The 18,265-nt window shown below is 40.9% G+C and carries 15 protein-coding genes; 9 read left to right on the top strand and 6 right to left on the bottom strand.

Annotated elements, in window-relative coordinates:
• Positions 1-8: 8 nt before the first annotated feature.
• From pyrF to L1D21_RS07030, 3 genes are all read left to right on the top strand, one after another.
• Positions 9-707 carry an orotidine-5'-phosphate decarboxylase gene (gene pyrF / locus L1D21_RS07040; protein WP_239844529.1) on the top strand — a complete coding sequence of 233 codons (699 nt, stop codon included), beginning with the start codon at positions 9-11 and terminating at the stop codon, positions 705-707.
• A 48-nt stretch (positions 708-755) separates the two neighbouring features.
• The gene (locus L1D21_RS07035; protein WP_239844528.1) at positions 756-1,298 is read left to right on the top strand and encodes a DUF2058 domain-containing protein; all 543 of its coding nucleotides are present in this window, start codon (positions 756-758) and stop codon (positions 1,296-1,298) included.
• 142 nt (positions 1,299-1,440) lie between these two features.
• Positions 1,441-3,198, top strand: coding sequence for an acyl-CoA dehydrogenase family protein (locus L1D21_RS07030; RefSeq protein WP_239844527.1), 1,758 nt, complete (start codon positions 1,441-1,443; stop codon positions 3,196-3,198).
• Positions 3,199-3,307: 109 nt separating this feature from the next.
• Here L1D21_RS07030 and dacB read toward each other — a convergent pair whose 3' ends face one another.
• Positions 3,308-4,747 (bottom strand): D-alanyl-D-alanine carboxypeptidase/D-alanyl-D-alanine-endopeptidase, encoded by a 1,440-nt coding sequence (dacB, locus tag L1D21_RS07025; RefSeq protein WP_239844526.1) that lies wholly within the window; start codon positions 4,745-4,747, stop codon positions 3,308-3,310.
• A gap of 77 nt (positions 4,748-4,824) precedes the next feature.
• Entirely contained in the window at positions 4,825-5,013 is a 189-nt protein-coding gene (locus L1D21_RS07020) for a hypothetical protein (RefSeq protein WP_239844525.1), read from the bottom strand.
• Between the two features lie 229 nt (positions 5,014-5,242).
• Between L1D21_RS07020 and L1D21_RS07015 the strand changes: the two genes are divergently transcribed.
• From L1D21_RS07015 to L1D21_RS07005, 3 genes are all read left to right on the top strand, one after another.
• On the top strand, positions 5,243-5,575 hold the full coding sequence (locus tag L1D21_RS07015; RefSeq protein WP_239844524.1) for a DUF1904 domain-containing protein: 333 nt from the start codon (positions 5,243-5,245) through the stop codon (positions 5,573-5,575).
• An 11-nt stretch (positions 5,576-5,586) separates the two neighbouring features.
• Complete coding sequence (pssA, locus tag L1D21_RS07010) at positions 5,587-6,900, top strand: CDP-diacylglycerol--serine O-phosphatidyltransferase (RefSeq protein WP_239844523.1); 1,314 nt, start codon at positions 5,587-5,589, stop codon at positions 6,898-6,900.
• Positions 6,901-7,026: 126 nt separating this feature from the next.
• Positions 7,027-7,779, top strand: coding sequence for a DTW domain-containing protein (locus tag L1D21_RS07005; protein WP_239844522.1), 753 nt, complete (start codon positions 7,027-7,029; stop codon positions 7,777-7,779).
• Positions 7,780-7,797: 18 nt separating this feature from the next.
• Here the strand turns inward: L1D21_RS07005 and L1D21_RS07000 are convergent, their stop codons facing one another.
• On the bottom strand, positions 7,798-8,943 hold the full coding sequence (locus tag L1D21_RS07000; RefSeq protein WP_239844521.1) for a serine hydrolase domain-containing protein: 1,146 nt from the start codon (positions 8,941-8,943) through the stop codon (positions 7,798-7,800).
• Positions 8,944-9,254: 311 nt separating this feature from the next.
• Between L1D21_RS07000 and L1D21_RS06995 the strand changes: the two genes are divergently transcribed.
• The 3 genes from L1D21_RS06995 (at position 9,255) to L1D21_RS06985 (ending at position 13,642) form a co-directional block, all read left to right on the top strand.
• Positions 9,255-9,806 carry a GNAT family N-acetyltransferase gene (locus L1D21_RS06995; protein ID WP_239844520.1) on the top strand — a complete coding sequence of 184 codons (552 nt, stop codon included), beginning with the start codon at positions 9,255-9,257 and terminating at the stop codon, positions 9,804-9,806.
• A gap of 167 nt (positions 9,807-9,973) precedes the next feature.
• On the top strand, positions 9,974-12,547 hold the full coding sequence (locus tag L1D21_RS06990; RefSeq protein ID WP_239844519.1) for a M1 family metallopeptidase: 2,574 nt from the start codon (positions 9,974-9,976) through the stop codon (positions 12,545-12,547).
• 174 nt (positions 12,548-12,721) lie between these two features.
• A complete protein-coding gene (locus L1D21_RS06985) occupies positions 12,722-13,642 on the top strand; it encodes a manganese-dependent inorganic pyrophosphatase (RefSeq protein WP_239844518.1) in 921 nt (306 codons plus the stop codon).
• A gap of 65 nt (positions 13,643-13,707) precedes the next feature.
• Here the strand turns inward: L1D21_RS06985 and L1D21_RS06980 are convergent, their stop codons facing one another.
• From L1D21_RS06980 to L1D21_RS06975, 3 genes are all read right to left on the bottom strand, one after another.
• Positions 13,708-16,104 carry an ATP-binding protein gene (locus L1D21_RS06980; RefSeq protein ID WP_239844517.1) on the bottom strand — a complete coding sequence of 799 codons (2,397 nt, stop codon included), beginning with the start codon at positions 16,102-16,104 and terminating at the stop codon, positions 13,708-13,710.
• Between the two features lie 488 nt (positions 16,105-16,592).
• Positions 16,593-16,724 (bottom strand): hypothetical protein, encoded by a 132-nt coding sequence (locus L1D21_RS16530; protein ID WP_275658932.1) that lies wholly within the window; start codon positions 16,722-16,724, stop codon positions 16,593-16,595.
• Between the two features lie 124 nt (positions 16,725-16,848).
• Complete coding sequence (locus L1D21_RS06975; RefSeq protein WP_239844516.1) at positions 16,849-17,850, bottom strand: family 43 glycosylhydrolase; 1,002 nt, start codon at positions 17,848-17,850, stop codon at positions 16,849-16,851.
• Positions 17,851-18,265: the final 415 nt, after the last annotated feature.

Raw genomic sequence — 18,265 nt, 5'->3', positions numbered from 1 at the left:
AGAGTTAGATGAGCACCAAACCGATTATAGTCGCGCTTGATTACGATAAAAAAGATGAAGCTTTGCAGCTGATTGACAAGCTAGATCCCGACATGTGCCGTTTAAAAATTGGCAAAGAGATGTTTACTCTGTTTGGTCCACAAATGGTTAAAGATATTCATAGCCGCGGTTTCGATCTTTTTTTAGATCTTAAATTCCATGATATTCCAAACACTGTCGCCAAAGCGGTAACTGCTGCGGCCGAGTTAGGAGTTTGGATGACAAACGTTCATGCCAGTGGTGGTCTTGCGATGATGCAAGCTGCACAAAAAGCATTACAACCTTATGGTGTTGATGCTCCTTTATTAATTGCGGTGACGGTTTTAACGTCGATGAGCGATGAAGAGCTGGCCCTCATTGGCATTAATGTCACTGCCGCTGAACATGTTCAGCGACTAGCAGCATTAACTCAGCAAGCAGGTCTACACGGTATTGTGTGTTCGGCTCAAGAAGCCAGCATGTTAAAGGCTGAATTTGGACAAGATTTTAAATTGGTTACACCGGGTATTCGCCCAGTCGGCGCCGATAAGGGCGACCAACATCGTGTGATGACACCGCCTCAAGCGATTGCAGCAGGTTCTGATTACTTAGTTATTGGTCGACCGATCACCAAAGCTGCAGATCCTTTAACCGCACTGAGTGATATCCACGCCTCATTGAAGAGCTAATTAGATTAAAATGATAACCATGACGTTATCTAAGATGTGAGAGAGAAAATGGCCAATCCATTTCAAGAACAACTGCTAAAAGCGGGTTTAGTCAGCAAACAGAAAGTACGCGACACTAAAACCCAAAAACGACGGGATCGTAAAGCCAAAGTTGATGATGGCTCTGAAGCATTAAAGCAAGAAATCGCCGCAAAGAAGCAGGCTCAAATAGCTAAAGATAAAGCGCTTAATGAGCAACGTTTTGCTCAGGCTATGGAGAAAGGACAGGTACGAGGCTTAATCACAGAGTTTACTCGTCTTGCTGTTGAAGTGCCAAAAGATGCTGAGCTCAAGTTCAATTACACCTTAGGTACTAAAATATATTCTGTATATGTGAATGACAAATTACAGAGTCAATTATTGAATGGCCAACTAGGTATTGTCAGGCACGAAGACAGTAGCTTTATCGTGCCGCATAAACTAGCTGAGCGGGTTAACCTGCTGGTTCCAGAGTGGTGTGGTTATCTGTGGCAACAAGATGATAATCAAGCCGTGGTGGAAGAAGATGATCCGTACGCAGATTATGTTATTCCAGACGATCTAATGTGGTAATTGGTTTCAGTTTAAAAAAGCCTCGCAATTGCGAGGCTTTTTTATGGTTAAGATCTAATAAACAAGACAAAGCGCTTTATTTTGTATGTAAGGTGTTATAAATTAAAACAGGTGTTTAAATCTAATGTTTGAGAGATAATCGATGAATCCATATCAAGCCCCGTTAGCAGACATGAACTTCTTATTAGAGCAGGTATTTGATGCTTCGAATACTTGGGAAAAACTTCCCGCATTCGCAGAATCTGTTGATATGGATACGGCACAAGCCATTATGGATGAAGCGAGTAAGATTGCTCGCGATTTAATCCATCCTATAAACCGTAGTGGTGATGAGCAAGGTGTTCGTCATCAAGATGATAGGGTGATCACACCTGATGGTTATCAAGCGGTTTACCAGCAATACGCCGAAGGTGGCTGGGTTGGACTATGTGGCGATCCTGAATATGGTGGCATGGGCATGCCAAAGATGCTTGGGGTATTAGTCGATGAGATGGGTTATAGCGCTTGTAATGCTTTCACCTTATATGGATCCCTAACGGCTGGAGCGGCATTATGTATTAATGCCCATGGCAGTGAACAATTAAAGCAGCAATTTCTTCCTGGACTGTACAGTGGCGAATGGGCTGGTGCCATGGACATGACAGAGCCACAGGCGGGGTCCGATTTACGTAATATTCGTACCAAGGCCGAACCTCAAGAAGATGGTAGCTATCTCATTACAGGTAGTAAGATTTTTATTACCGGTGGCGATCATGATCTCACTGAAAACATTATTCATTTGGTGTTAGCAAAGCTTCCTGATTCGAATGGGATCTCGCTATTTTTAGTGCCTAAAATCAATGTTGATGAAGCTGGCCAATTAACTACGCCAAATGGTGTAACTGTAGGTTCAATTGAACACAAGATGGGGCTGAAAGGCTCTGCCACTTGCGTCATGAATTATGATAATGCCCGAGGTTTTTTAGTCGGCAAACCTAACCGTGGCCTGATTTGCATGTTCACTATGATGAATTACGAGCGCTTAGCGATTGGTATTCAAGGCTTAGGCTCATCTCAAGCGGCATATCAAATGGCATCTGATTACGCCAAAGAGCGAACTCAAGGTATTGCCGCAGGTGGCTCACCAACTGGTGGCGACTGCGATCCAATTATCGTTCACGGCGATGTTCGCAGAATGTTACTTACCATTCGCTGTTATACCGAAGCAGGTCGCGCTTTATCAGTGTTTACGGGTAAACAATTGGATTTAGCCAAACATGCTGAGGGTGAAACCCGTGATAAGGCAACTCGCTATGTGGGTTTATTAACACCAGTAGCTAAAGCTTTTTTAAGTGACCGCGGTTTAGATATGACAGTAATGGCGCAGCAAGTATTTGGCGGCCATGGCTATATTCGTGAAACCGGAATTGAGCAGCTTGTTCGTGATACACGAATTGCACAAATTTATGAAGGAACAAATGGCATCCAAGCGATTGATTTCCTCGGTCGTAAAACCACTGGCGACAATGTTAAAGCCTTAAGTGAGTTTATTAATGAGCTCCAAACTGAGATGGCTTCTTTTGAACATGTTTCTGATAGCGATAAACTAAAGATAACTCAAAGATGTGAGACATTATTAACCGTTGCTCAGTTGATTAACGATAAAAAAGTTGCACAACCGGCACTTATTAACAGCTGCGCCGTCGATTTCCTCGATGCATTTGGCCATCTTGTTTATGGTTACTTCTGGCTGTTGATGGTAGAGAAATCAGTAGATCATCAAGATCCATTATTTGCTAAAACCAAAGTGCAATTAGCCGATTTTTACTTAGCTAAATTATTGCCCAAAGTGGATTATCATTTAGCCCAGGTAAGTGCTGGTGACGCAGAGATTATGGCGATGGACTTAACTCAGTTTTAATCCTCTTTAAACTAATTCATAAATACTCTTTTATAAATACGATACAGAGCATCATCAATATAAAGCCCGGATTAACCGGGCTTTAATATTTGTTGAGAACTGAGTGATATTAGGGATGGCTTGAAAGCTCGCTTTGTGGTGGCTTATTGTCGAGTAAGCTTTGCAAGAATAATGCATTGAAAGGCGCTAATTGCTCATCTTTAGACTTAGGACTTTGGCCGTTCTCTAAGATCACAAACACTATATCGTCTTCGCCTGGTGAGCTTAGAAATCCTGCTAAATTATCAACACCTTGCATAGAACCCGTTTTGGCTTGGACTTTGTCTTTTAATGGAGCGCGAGTGTAAGGTATTTTATAGCGCAAAGTGCCGCTTTTACCTGCCGCAGGCAACATCTCAATTAGATCCTGTAAACGTTTATCCTTATAGATTAATTGCAATATTTGAACTAACTGATTTGCACTCAATAAGTTATAACGCGATAAGCCTGAGCCATCGACAATTTGGGAATGACTTAAATCGATACCTTCCTCGGTGAGTAGTTTTTCCACCGCGGCGGCGCCATTGGTAAAGCTTCCTGGCGCATTAAAATAACTGGAACCTATAACTTTAAATAAACTGTCGGCAATTAAGTTATCTGACTTTTGCAGCATAGTCGTTAATAACTCGTTTAGGCTAGCAGACTGATGCTGTCCGACTAATCTAAGATTATGGACGGCTTGAGTTGTGCTAGTCACTTTGCCCTTGACCCTAATCTGAGCCGATTTAATTAATTGCTCTACTGTTTGTATGGCATAGAGCTCTGGGTCAGAAATAGCGATGGCTAATTTTATGCTCTCACTACCAGGATAACAGCCACTGATGTGGAAATGGTTTCTGGGTAGTCGTTGTAATTCTAGTTGGCAAAATGCTTGTTGCTCTGTTTTGTCAAACTTCGCGCTGGTTGATAGGCTTGCAGGAAGATAACTTGGAAAGCTCAATCGACTCTCTGAACTGGCTAATTGCGGCTTGAGTTGGCCTAATATGCAGTTTTGATTAATCACAAAGCGTGAAACAGGCGCGGCAAAGCAGATCCCTAAGTCATCCCATACCCAACCTGGAGCCTGTAGCTGTTCATTATCTTGCTTAAATAGGAACAGATCACCGCTTATCTCATATAAACCTTTATCAGCCAATTGTTTAAACAGATCGCGCAAATTATCTGTAGTGAGTGTGGGGTCGCCACTAAAACTAAGATACAGGTCACCATCCAATTTACCATTACGAATATTACCGCGTGTGTATAACTTGGTGGTGAAGGAAAAGTCTACTGCAAGCTGAATTTTTGCCGCCACGGCAGTAAGCAATTTTTGAGTACTGGCAGGTAACAATAAGGTGTCTGCATTATGTTCATAAATAAGCTGATTGTTACTTAAATCAATGGCACTGATAGCAACTTGAGAATGACTAGGTTTGATAACTGCCAGGGTATTGGCAAAATAATCGGTTGCCGCGGAGGCTGTGGTCGTACAAACCGTTAATAACCCGGCAGCGAAAATGAGTTTGTTCAACGTCCCAACCTGTTTTGTCTCATCATAGAGCCATTATGACAGTTAGAAGAGTGCAAGCAAGTTGAACACTAATGAGCCTAGTTCTTATTATCTATTTCGTCGTCAGTGTTGTCTTTTTCCATCAAACGATACAAGCGCAAAGTAACGAACAACACGAGTACAATGAACAAAGGTAAGATCAGCAAGCCGAGCTGAGTTTTAAAATGAAAAATAATCCAAGCAAGTACCAAGGTTACAGCCAAGGTGATGATAATGTTTAAATTCATGATGTATCCAATTTTTATGGAATAAACAGTCTATTTAAGTCAATTACTAACTACTGTGATCCTTTACTCAATAGCCGGATTTCTAATATAAAAGTATGCTAATTAACTCAATTTTAAACAATTAGTGTTCAATTTATCTGCTACCTTCGCAAATCTAGAGAAAAACCTTGCTCCAAAAGGCTTAAATAGGTAATTTCTATCACCTTAATATTTTGATGATGGGATCATCATGCCACATATTCGTATGCGCGGTTTACCGCAACAGGCGGTGATAACAATTAGCGAAACTTTACTCGAACAGCTAGCTCAGATTTGCAACGGCAATATTGACAGCTTCACATTAGATTGGGTACCGAGTATTAGTTATCGACATGGAAAAGCCGACACACGCTTTGTACAAGTAGAAGTGTTATGGTTTCCTAAGGATCCCGATACGCATCATTTGGTAGAGCAGGCTATACGAGAAGCAGTATTGTCAGTTTACTCGCAGGCGACACATATTACGGTTATGTTTACAACCATAACGCCGAGCAGCTACTACCGTGATGGACACCATTTTTGAAGGAGGCAACCTTGCTGGATAAGCTAGGTGGTATAACGTTACAGTCAGATGCTATTCGTTGGTTACTAAAACCGTCCGCACTCAAGACTGAGCTATTACAGCAGATCTCACAGGCAAAATTTGCCATAACCATTGCAGCCTTATATCTAGAAGATGATGAGGCAGGTCGCGAGATTTTGACCGCTCTTATGGCGGCAAAAGCCAATAACCCACAATTAGATGTTACAGTACTCGTCGATTTTCACCGAGCTCGTCGAGGCTTAATTGGCCATAAGGGTGATAGCGGTAACTATTTCATGTACCGTGAATTTATCGAGCAAGCCGAGCACCCAATCGATATCTTAGGTGTGCCGGTTAAATCTCGTGAATTTATGGGCGTACTACATCTTAAAGGTTTTATTATTGACGACACTGTGATTTACAGTGGAGCAAGCCTGAATAACATCTATCTTCATCAAGGGGATAAATACCGTTTCGACCGTTATCATGTGATTGAATCGGCTGAGCTGGCTCGTTCAATGCGTCAAATGATCAAAGATCATATTCAATCCGATAAAGCCGTTACCTCGTTGACTCAAGCTAAAGAGACCGAAGTGCTACCGGATAAAACTGAGGTGCGCAATCTAAAGGGTCGCCTTAGCGCTGCAAGTTATGAGTTTAAACAGACAAAAATAGGGAACCGTATTACCCCGCTTGTTGGCTTAGGTCGCAAACGCAATCAACTCAATAACGTGGTTATTGATCTGGTCAGAGAAGCAAAAGATGTTTTGTTTATCTGTACCCCTTATTTCAATCCACCCTATATATTATCGCGCGCATTATCTAAGCACCTCAAGCAAGGTAAACGCATCGATATCGTCGTAGGTGATAAGACCTCTAATGATTTCTTTATTCCGCCTGATAAACCCTTTTCCACCATTGGTGCCTTGCCTTATCTCTATGAACAATCGTTACGTAAGTTTGCCAAAAGACAACAATGGGCTATTGATTCAGGCTTGCTGAACATTCACCTGTGGAAACACGATCATAACAGCTATCATTTAAAGGGGATTAGCGCTGATAATAACAAGCACCTAATCACTGGTTCTAACCTCAATCCAAGGGCTTGGGCGTTAGATCTTGAAAATGGCTTGTTGTTGCAGGATGTTGAAGGCTGCTGGCGACAACAATTTAAGGATGAACAAGCCTATATCTTGCAGCATACTCAACGACTCAATCACTATAAAGAAATTGAAACTTTAAAAGATTACCCTGTGCAAGTGCGAAAGATCATGAACCGTATTCGTAGACTCAGAGCCGATTTGTTACTTAGACGAATTCTCTAAATGGTAGATTGACTCGATAAAAGGCGCTATTAGCGCTTTTTTTATGTTCGCGCTGGCTGCTGATTTAGATTTATTATGGTCAGTAATGACCTGAATTTCACTATCAAAAAAGTTAAAGAAAATAAGATGAATTTACCTCTACATGCCGTACATCAGCGATATCAATACCGAAAAGCGGTATCGACGCGGCCCTATAATGCCAGGGGGAAGAACCTTGTTCGTTGTGAACGCTGTTTGTTAGCCAGTCGCTTTTGTACTTGTGAATTTCGCCGAACGCTGACATCAAATGCCAGTTTTTTGTTGATCATGTATGACGATGAAGTGCTTAAGCCCAGCAACTCTGGTCGATTAATCGCAGATCTTATTCCTGACACTCATGCCTATATTTGGTCGAGAAATTTTGCCAACCGCAAATTATTGCAACTCTTAACAGACCCTCTATATCAACCATATTTGGTGTTCCCAAGTGAATATGCCAAAGCAGGGCAGTCGGTGGTAGACAGCCAAATCCCCAAGTTGGATAGCAATTCACCTCAAACTAAGCGGCCTCTTTTTATATTACTGGACGGAAGCTGGCGTGAGGCAATCAAAATGTTTAATAAAAGTCCTTATTTACATCAATTGCCGATTTTGTCTTTTACACCTGAAAGTGTAGCGCGTTATGGTTTGCGTAAGGGCAGTCGCGACTTTCAATTGGGTACAGCTGAGGTCGCGGCATTGGCATTAGGAGCCGCTGGCGAGAATAATCATGCTCACAGTTTAAATCTCTGGTTCTCTTTGTTTATAGAATCTTCAATGTTCAGCCGAAGTCGAAAGAGTAGCTTAGATACTTCGCCACTTGTTCAACTGCAGCAAGAGTTCATTCATAGCTTAAAGTAATTTTAAATCTTTTTAAGCCTATTTAGTTTTACCGTAATGCTTGAACACTTGATGCCAAAAATCTGAACCTAGCTTAGCGATCTCTCGTGACTCACCATTGATCAACATGGCCATACCGATTTTTAATTCAGGTGAATAAGCAATTTCAGTGACATACCCAGCAACCCAACCCGCATGATAAATAAGTGGTTTGCCATCAAACTTGTAAACACGCCAACCTTTACCGTAATGAGCATCATCAAGATAACTACGCCATTCACGGCGCCTTAACTCTTTGGTGGTTTTCACCCCTGGGGTGGTTATGTCTTCGATGACATTTTTGGAAATTACATCGGGTTTTAATCCCATACTGGCAATCAGCCATTTACTCATGTCTGTGATGCTGGCATTAACGCCAGCTGCGGGGGCCAGCTGATAGTAATTCGGTTTGACTTTTACATGTTTGAAACCATAACGGGTTTTGATATGTGGTTCCGCGCGATTGTCATTATGCGTAAAAGCTTGATAGCCAATCGATGCGGTATTCATTTTTAGTGGTGTGAAAATACGTTGCTGGATTAAACTTTCATAATCCTGACCACTTTGCTGCTCTAATGCCTGTTCGATAAAAGAAAACGCCACATTTTGATAGCTATAACAGACGCCGGGATTACACATAGGCGTTAACTCAGCAAATTTAGGCAGAATCTTATCCATTTTCACGTTGGCATTTATTAAATTATCGTAGCTATTAGGCATTAACCCTGTGCTTTGTCCGACAATGTGGCCGATAGTGATCTGTTGGCTAAGTGACTTATCCTTTAGTTCAAAATCGGGCAGGTAAGTAGTGATAGGCTGTTGCCAACTGAGTTTGTGTTCGTGAACCAGTAAGCTTGCCAAGGTTCCTGCAAAGGTTTTTGAAACTGAAGCTAATCTAAAAACGGTATCAGAATTGATTTTGTCTTGACGGCCTTTTTGCCTTTTGCCATAAGTATTTAACTTTATAACCTTATCGCCATCGACAATGACAAAGGCACCTCCCGGTACTCTATGTTGCTTGAGGACGTTCTGGAATTCCTTAGTAAAATCTTTACTGATATTTTCGATTGGTGCGGCAATGAGATTGGAGCTGCCAATAAGGGCAAAAAAGGCTATTAAGTAACGAAAATTAGCTTTGAAAAACATTAAAACACCTAGCACTCCGTATATGTACGGTATTAATTATTATGTTGTATTTGAAAACTGCCCGGTAAAAATGACTCAATATTGATAGATAGCAACAACAGATGAACAGCTTTCAATACCTAATAGTAACTAAGCTGCTATTAAGATGTAAGGCTTTAAGCCAGAATTTACTTAAACTCCTGTGTTAATATGAGGGGCTGCTGTTTTTATCAGCAAAGTCACCTGTTTGCTCATGTTAAGGTGACTTATTTATAATCAACAGGCTAATTGCTTGTGCCTAAAATAAACAATATTTTCAAAGGATAATAATCATGCAGGTAGCAAGTAGCGAAAGGTTGCAATATGAGATGGTTACCCATAAAGATAAACATCTACTTTTCGAGCTGGATCAAGATCCAAAAGTGATGCGTTTTATCAATGGTGGGCAACCTTCCACAATAGAGGATATAGAAAATGTCATCTTACCTAGACTCGATTCATATTATGACCCAATGAAAGGTTGGGGCTTATGGAAAGTCACCACTTTAGCTACAGAAACCTTTATGCCTGCTACTTTTATTGGTTGGATCCTTGTTAGACCTATGGGCTTTTTTAGTGATACTCCCTTATTTAATGATCTTGAATTGGGTTGGCGCTTTAAACAAGCGAGTTGGGGCAAGGGTTATGCAAGTGAGGCAGCTAAAGCCGTAAGTGAAGTACTTGCTCAACAAGATACTGTGAACTTTTTATCAGCAGTTGCCGATGAAAACAATTTAGCCTCGATCAATATCATGAAAAAATTAGGCATGACTTATCAAAAAACTGATCAATACCCCACGCCCTCCGGAGATGTTGAAGTGGTTTATTATCAAAAAACCGTTTAAGTTTATAATAACTAAATTAGTAAGCAGATGTGTTGTCTGCTTTTGTGCTAATTGTATATTTGCTAAAATTTCGAAGTTTAATATCACGATGGCCGTGAATTGCTCAAAACAGCTTTTTTTAGTAATTAACACATTGTTATAAAAATAAAAATTATACAAGGATCCTCATGTACCGTATATCCACTATTGGTTTAGTGTCTGCCGCACTGTTTGGCAGCACTGCGTTGAGCGCTAATGAATTTGTATTGAACAAGGTTGCTAAACCTATTTCACAAGCCGTTAAGCTAACCTTAGACCCAGCGAAAGATAACTTTACTGGTTCAACTGAAATAAAGTTAGATGTACTCGATAATACCCATATCATCGAATTAAATGGTGTTGCTTACACAGCAAGCGATATCAAGCTTGGCGGTGCAGGGCAGTGCGATATGACCGCAAAAATGCTCGATACTGGCATAGTACAACTGCATTGCGATCATGAGATCAAAGCGGGCAGCTATACCTTATCATTGGATTTCAGCGCACCTTATAATCGTCAATCAGTTGGATTATATAAGACCATAGATGCTGGCTTGCCTTATCTATTTACCCAGTTTGAAATGAGCGATGCTCGTCGCGCATTTCCTGTGTTTGATGAACCAAGCTATAAAATTCCTTTTCAAGTAACAATCACTGCTCCTAGTAGCGAAAAGGTGTATAGCAACACTCCTGAAATTTCAGTGTCTAGTAAAGATGGTTTCACCACTCATACATTTGCACAAACTAAGCCTATTCCTTCTTATTTAGTGGCATTTGCCGTAGGTCAGTTCGAAGAACTTGAAGTTAAAGGTATGAAAGTTCCGGGTCGGGTCATCACCACCAAGGGTAAAATTGAGATGGCTGAGTATGCTGCCAAGCAGATGCCAGTCATTCTAAGTGCCTTAGAAGATTATTTCGGTGTTGATTATCCATACCCCAAATTAGATACCGTTGCTGTACCTGAGTTTCCATTTGGTGCCATGGAAAATGCCGGATTAGTCACTTATCGAGAAGATATCATTCTGGTTGATGACAAAAATGCCACTCAAAATGCCAAGCAACGTAGTGTGTCTGTTATAGCCCATGAACTGGCTCATCAATGGTACGGCAACTTAGTCACCATGGCATGGTGGAATGACTTGTGGTTAAACGAAGCTTTCGCCAGTTGGATGGCGGCTAAAATCACTTATCAAGTTCATCCAGAGTTTGAGTCTAATTTACGCCTGTCGAAAAACAATGTTATGGGCCTCGATGCTCGTTTATCGACTAAGCCTATTCGTAAGCCAATTAAAACTGAAGCCGACATTATGGATGGTTTGGGACTCGCTTACAGCAAAGGTGAGGCAGTGCTGTCTATGGTTGAAAACTGGATAGGTGAAGAAGCTTTCCGCACTGGTATCCGCAATTATATCAGAGACCATGCTTATCAAAATACCACCGCAGATGATTTATGGAATGCGTTAGCCAAGGCTTCAGGTAAAGATGTCGCTAAGGTGCTCAAGACCTTCATCGAACAATCATCTTATCCATTAATTACAGCCGACATCAAAGGTAATAAGTTAACCTTGAGTCAGCAGCGTTTTGTTACTGCAGGTACTAAAGCGCCAGCACAAATGTGGACCGTTCCTGTTTCAATCAAAATCGGTAATGGTAAGCAATCTAAAGAGTTAACCCTGTTATTGGATAAGCAAACCCAAACTTTCGAACTGCCATTTAAACCAACTTGGGTTTTCCCAGACGGTCAAGGTATGGGCTATTATCGCTGGTTATTAGATCAACAGCAGATGCAGGCATTGTTAGCTAATGCGAAAGAGGGTCTAAACACTCGTGAGCGTAAAGCATTGATTTCTGCTGCGGATGCACTGTTAGATGCAGGTTATATCTCAGGTGGTGATCTACTTAAAACCTTAGGTGAATTTGTTAACGATCAGCACCCACAGATTGTTTCTACCGCATTAGGTTACTTACAGTCTAAAAAGGGCACTTTTGTCGATAACAGTAACAGTGAACTATGGGCTAAATTTATTACCGCTCGAGCAGAGCTAGCCATTAAGCGTTATGGGCTAGTCACTAAAGCCGGTGAAGATGCACAGATCAGCAAATTACGTCCAACGCTTATTTCATTACTTGGCTTTGAAGGCCAAGATAAAGCCATTATAAATACCGCTAAAGCCCAAAGCTTAGCTTATCTCAAGGGAGAAGGAGAGTCAGATAGCTACCTTATCGGCACTTACTTAGCCATTGCCGTATTTAATGGGGATGTGGCGTTTTTACAGCAAGTGCAAGGCGCATTTGAAACCACTAAAGATCCACAAAAGCGAACTCATTTATTACATGCGTTAGGTTATGCCCCAGCTGGTAAAGCACAACAAGCAGTCTTGGCTTATAGCTTAAGCGAACATATTTTAGCGCCAGATCTAAGTTATCTGTTCGGCGGTCAAGATTATACTGAAGCCCGTCAAACGGCTTTCCGTGATTGGGCCTATACAAACTATGATGCGTTAGCAGCGAAACTACCTCCATTTGCACTTCCTCGCATACCAGCCTACCTAGGTGGCGGCTGTAAGCTTGAGCCTCTTGAGCGTGCCAACGCATTCTTTAAGCCGAAAGCAGAGCAAGTTCCAGGTTATGCAAGATCGCTAGCGAAGTTAGAAGAACAGGTAAATAACTGCGTTAAGCTAAAAGCAAGAGAGCAGGCGAGTGTTGATAAATTTCTTAAATAACATCAAGTTTATTTAACTAATTTTAAAAGCCCGCTAAATGCGGGCTTTATTTCAATAGAGAAAATTAACAAACTGATATTTATCGCCAAAACCGATATAATTAATCAAAACTGGCTAATGTAAATTTGTTTTGAGTTTGCTAAAATGCCGCAAAATTTCTTGTGAGAGTTAACTATGCCAATCTATGTAGTCGGCCATAAGGTCCCTGATTCAGATTCAATTTGCGGCGCAATTGCACTTGCTTATCTTAAAAACCAGATCGGTGAAGAAGCCGTAGCGGCTCGTCTTGGTGAACCATCACCAGAAACGGCTTTTATTCTTGAACGTTTCGGCTTTGAAGCGCCACTCTATAAAGAAAGCTACGCAGGTGAACAAGTTTATATTGTTGACCACTCTGAGCTAACTCAAGCGCCGGATGATATTGCCGAAGCGACGATTGTGGGTATTGTCGATCATCATAAGTTGGGTGATCTCACGACATCTACTCCGCTGGAATGCTGGATCCGTCCTGTTGGCTGCAGCAACACAGTGATTAAAATGATGTACGATTTCTACAATGTAGAAATACCAAAAGATATCGCTGGCATCATGCTTTGCGCTATCTTAAGTGACACAGTAATCTTCAAATCGCCAACTTGTACCACAGCTGATATTAAATGTGTTGAAGCACTTGCAGAGATCGCAGGTGTAGAAGATTACAAAGCATTAGGCATGGAAATGTTTAAAGTGAAATCAGCCGTGGAAGGCACGCCAGCTCGTGACCTAGTCATGCGTGATTTCAAAGACTTCAACATGAACGGTAACCTAATTGGTATCGGTCAATTAGAAGTTATTGACCTGTCTGTATTTGATGATATTAAAGCTTCACTTGAAGCCGACATTGCCGCATTAAAAGCCGAAGGTAACCGTCACAGCGTTTTGTTATTGCTAACGGATATCATGAAAGAAGGTTCTGAAATGTTAGTTGTATCTGATGACAGCGAATTGACTTCACGCGCTTATGGCAAAGCCACTGAAAATGGCCGAGTTTGGTTAGATGGTGTATTAAGCCGTAAAAAACAAGTAGTACCAGCTCTGCAAGACGTATTTGCATAAATACTTTTGTAATAATTGCTAAGTCAGCTTAAAAAACCACCTCAGTTGAGGTGGTTTTTTTATGATTATTTTTTAGTTTGTTGCTTTATATGGGCTCGTAATTTCTTTAAACGCTTATCAGCGATACCGAATACTGTATCGTCTTTATAATCTTCAAATTCGAAATCACGTTCACCCGCATCTAATCCTGTTAACAATTTAACCGCTTCAGACACATGCTTAACCGCCCATATAGAAAAACGACCATGTTTAACGGCCTCAACAATCTCGGCTCTTAACATCAAATTTTGTACGTTAGAAGCTGGGATTATCACACCTTGGGAATCGCAACGGCCCTTAATCTTACAAACATCGAAAAAGCCTTCGATCTTTTCATTAACGCCACCTATGGGTTGTGCCTGACCAAATTGATTCATCGAGCCCGTAATGGCGATGTCTTGTCTTAATGGCAAGTTGGCAAAGGCTGAGATAATAGCGCAAAACTCAGCCATCGACGCACTATCACCATCGACTCCAGCATAGTTTTGTTCGAAGGTGAGGTGAGTCGATAGCGGGATCTTGTCTGTTTTACCTAAAACACTTGCTAGGTAAGACGTCAAAATCATCACACCTTTAGAATGTATACTGCCGCCTAGCTCAACCTTTCTCTCAATATCAAATACTTGGCCATCACCAAAAGACGTGCTTGCCGTTATTCTATTAGGTGCACCAAATTGATGATCAGACGTTGCAATAACCGATAACGCATTGATTTGACCTACAACAGCATCTTGAGTATCGATTAATGTGGTGCCATTGATGAAACTTTGCATCACATGATCTCTAAGGCGACACACTCGCAAGGTATGATTATGTAATGCCTGCTCAACATGACTGGCACGGATCATGTTTGAATTACCTGACTTAGCAACATAATTAGTTTCGCGTAACAAGTTGGCGATATCAGCAGAATGTAATGATAACTTATTCTGTGCGTCTGCTTGTCTTGCGCTGAACTCGATGATGCGTTTGATAGCACCACGATCACAATGCAGCATTTTATTATCGTGCACTATGCTCGAAATAAATTGTGCATATAAGGCTTCGGATTGATCGGTGCGTGGCATTTCATCTTCAAAGTCTGCTGTAACCCTAAATAGCTCTTTAAATTCTGGATCGTAATGCTGTAGCAGTTGATACGTCTGATAGTCGCCAAACAAGATGATTTTTACATCCAATGGAATTGCTTCTGGATCTAAAGAAATCGTACCCGATAAAGTGACTTCTCTTTCCAGCGAACTCAAACTTAATTTTCTCGAACGAAGTGCACGTTTAAGTCCGTCCCAAACATAGGGCTGCTCGAGAACCTTAACAGCATCTATCATCAGTACGCCGCCATTCGCCTTGTGTAGACTACCTGCTCGTATTAATGAGAAGTCTGAAAAGATGGTGCCTTTAAAGGTGGCGTTTTCTATATAGCCGAAGATATTGTGATAATTCGGGCTTTCTTCAATCACAATAGGCATAGTGAGTTGCTGATGATTCACCAAGACATTTACTTGATAGCGCCTCGGCATCTTTTTCTCAAGTGAAGCATAGGAGAGGGCGACTTGCTCTTCATTTTGCTCTAAAAAAATATCTAAGTTGTCGGTGATATCCTTATGCATTTCATTGAGATGCGCTTTGACTTCAGGATATTTTTCATAGCTTTTCTTTAAAGGTTCAATCAGGTGGATCAACACATCCTGAGCTACTTGCTCATCTTGCTTTTGTTGCTTATCTAAATACTTTTCTTCCCACAGGGTAAACTTACGTACCACTTCACGCAGTTTTGATTCTAAAACACCTATCTGCTTCTCGAGCTGTTGTTGTTGTTTAGTGGATAAGGCATTAAATGATTCATCGGTATGTGGTTCTTCTCCGTTCATGGCAACCAGCTCATAGCTGCCTTGGGGAGTAATACTTAAGCTGATGTCTTTGGCTGCGGCTTCAGTTGTCAGTTGTGTTAATGCTGATTCTTGTTTTGAGGCTAATTCAGATTTTAACTTTTCCGCACGGGTGTAATAGATTTCGTTATCGAAAGCCAGTGGCAAGGCTTTAACCAGACGTTGCATTAAATTCTCAATGTCTTTTTTAAACTGTTGTCCTTGGCCTTGAGGTAGTTTTAACACTTTTGGTGTTCTAGCATCATCAAAGTTGACGACATAACACCAATCATACAAAGGATGATGGCCATTGGGATCGTAACGGTCTAAATAGCGCATCACCATGGTACGTTTACCTAAACCATTTCGACCGATGGCATAGATATTATAACCTTTATCTTTCATTGACATAGCAAACTCTACGGCTTGCTGAGCACGATCTTGACCAACAATTTCAGTAAGTGGCGTTAGATGTTTGGTCGACTTAACGCTGGCTTCTAAACCAGACAAGGTTGAGGGGCGATAAAGCTTGTCACTGGAAAGAGGAGAAAAGGGCATATAGGATTTACCTCGTATGACAAAAGTTTAATCCAGTGTAGGCATGTAAATTTTAAATTTCAGTAGTTAATTAGCTAGTTAACACCAAATTAACATTGATCGCTTATTAAATAGACAAAAGTCTGATGAAAAGCCAAATTAACGGTCCTGTGTTTTTTATCTAATAAACATAAGGCTTATCATCTTAAGATTTCAGTTTAAGATTTCAGTTATATAAATTAGATTAATTAAAGAAAACACTCCTGCACCTGACTTATTCAATAGTTGGCATTTTAAGCTCTAGGGCTTTCAGTTAAGCTTTCAATGGTGGTCATGTACCAGACCAGTTCGTTAGCGTTACAGTAAACAATGATTAATATTCGCGCGTTGCTACGTAAAATCTAGTTAGAATCTTGAGGCGTTATACATTAGATTTCACGTAGGAGCGCGCACGAGAGTCTCATATAATCATTATCTTTTGCAGTTGCCATGTGCTAATCGGGTCCCAATTAACATGGAGAACTTTGAGCAATCACTAAATGCGATCCCATCGATACTTGAGGTAGCAAGGAATGACGACGAGCGAAGCCTGAGTGCAGGAAAAATGACGCGCGAATGCCGATAAGTAACGTTATTGGCACCTTCTAATCCCCACACATAAAACTGCGTACAATGTATATTATGTTAAATCGCCTGTTGAACATAAAAAAGGCCGACTCCTAATGTATGTCAGCCTTTTTCTATCTATTATCTATTTGAAAAATATTAGTAAAGTTCGAATAAAGGTTTTCCGTCAGTATCAAACTTTACTTCTAACATGCGCGCATGGCGATTTGGATCGTACAGAGGGTCTTTGACTATCTCTTCAAGCGGACGAGTATCTGTTTTTGGTACCACATTCGGGTCACCTACTGCGGCTTCATAATCACGAGCATGGTAAACACAAATAGGTGTGACACCATCTTCAGCTACAGTAAAACTGTTATGCCCTGGGCCGTAAATCTTCTTATCATAATCCGTTACTAACACTGGCTGACGAGTTTTCTTCCACGAATTACGATCTAACAAATCTGCATTTTCATCGGCTTCCATATAGCCCATACAATAACAAGCACCTGTCGCACTGGCAGAAAACGTGATAAAGATTTTGCCGTTATGCTTGAGCACTGCAGGCCCTTCGTTTACCCAAAAATCGATTCTTTCCCAATCATAATCAGGAGTCGTTAACATAAACTGAGTGGTTTTCAGCTTGATTGGCGATTCCATTTCAGCAAGGTAAAGGTTCGATGCTGCAAATTGGCCACCGGTTTTCTCTGCCCAACAAAAATAACGCTTGCCGTTGTTTTCAAAGATAGTTGCATCGAGTGAGAAATCTATAAAAGATTTATTATCGTCATCAGAGGCTTGCATCATGCCTAACTCAATCCATTCATCGTTGAGTGGATCTTGACCTTTGCACTCTAGTACGTATGGACGTAATGCCCAGATGTCTTCTTCTTCACTAGCAGCAAAGTAGATATACCATTTACCGTCAAGATAATGGATTTCTGGTGCCCAGATATGACGACTCATGGGGCCTGTTTCATGTTTAAACCAGATATCAAATGTTTCAGCGCTTTTTAAACCGTCTAAGGTTTTTGACTTTCTGAGTTCGATACGGTCATAAGTCGGTACAGAGCCAGTGAAATAGTAGAAACCATCTGTGTGTTTGTAGGCGAAAGGATCGGCACGTTGTTCTACTAACGGGCTGTTTGTTGCTAACGTCATTGTTCAACCTGTTTGCTAATTAATATTATTGTATGATTATATTGTTTTTAACCTACGACTCAAAGTAAAAGGTCTGTTTCAATCAGTAAATTTGCCATATTTAGCTTAGATCACATGCCCTTGAGCTAACAGCAAGTATCGCTAGAGCAATACCGAGGTCATCTTTTATTTGAATATTTGGTTAATCCGCTGATACAGACACCAATAAAAGTCATCAAACAAATTCGAACAATATCGGCTTGTACATTACATGAGCTGATACTGACATTTTATGATTGAGTAACATTATTTATAAAAGCCTTGCCCTCTTTCTATTCAAATTTTTATACAACTCCCCTGCTCTCGCCCATTTACATCTGACGACATCTATTCTGATCATATCCATCGTGCTTAACATTTTGGTGTTAACTTTATT

The sequence above is a fragment of the Shewanella sp. Isolate11 genome, from assembly GCF_022398315.1.
Taxonomy (GTDB): domain Bacteria; phylum Pseudomonadota; class Gammaproteobacteria; order Enterobacterales; family Shewanellaceae; genus Shewanella.
Note: the sequence above shows the minus strand (reverse complement) of the source record. Positions and strands in the feature narration are given on the sequence as shown.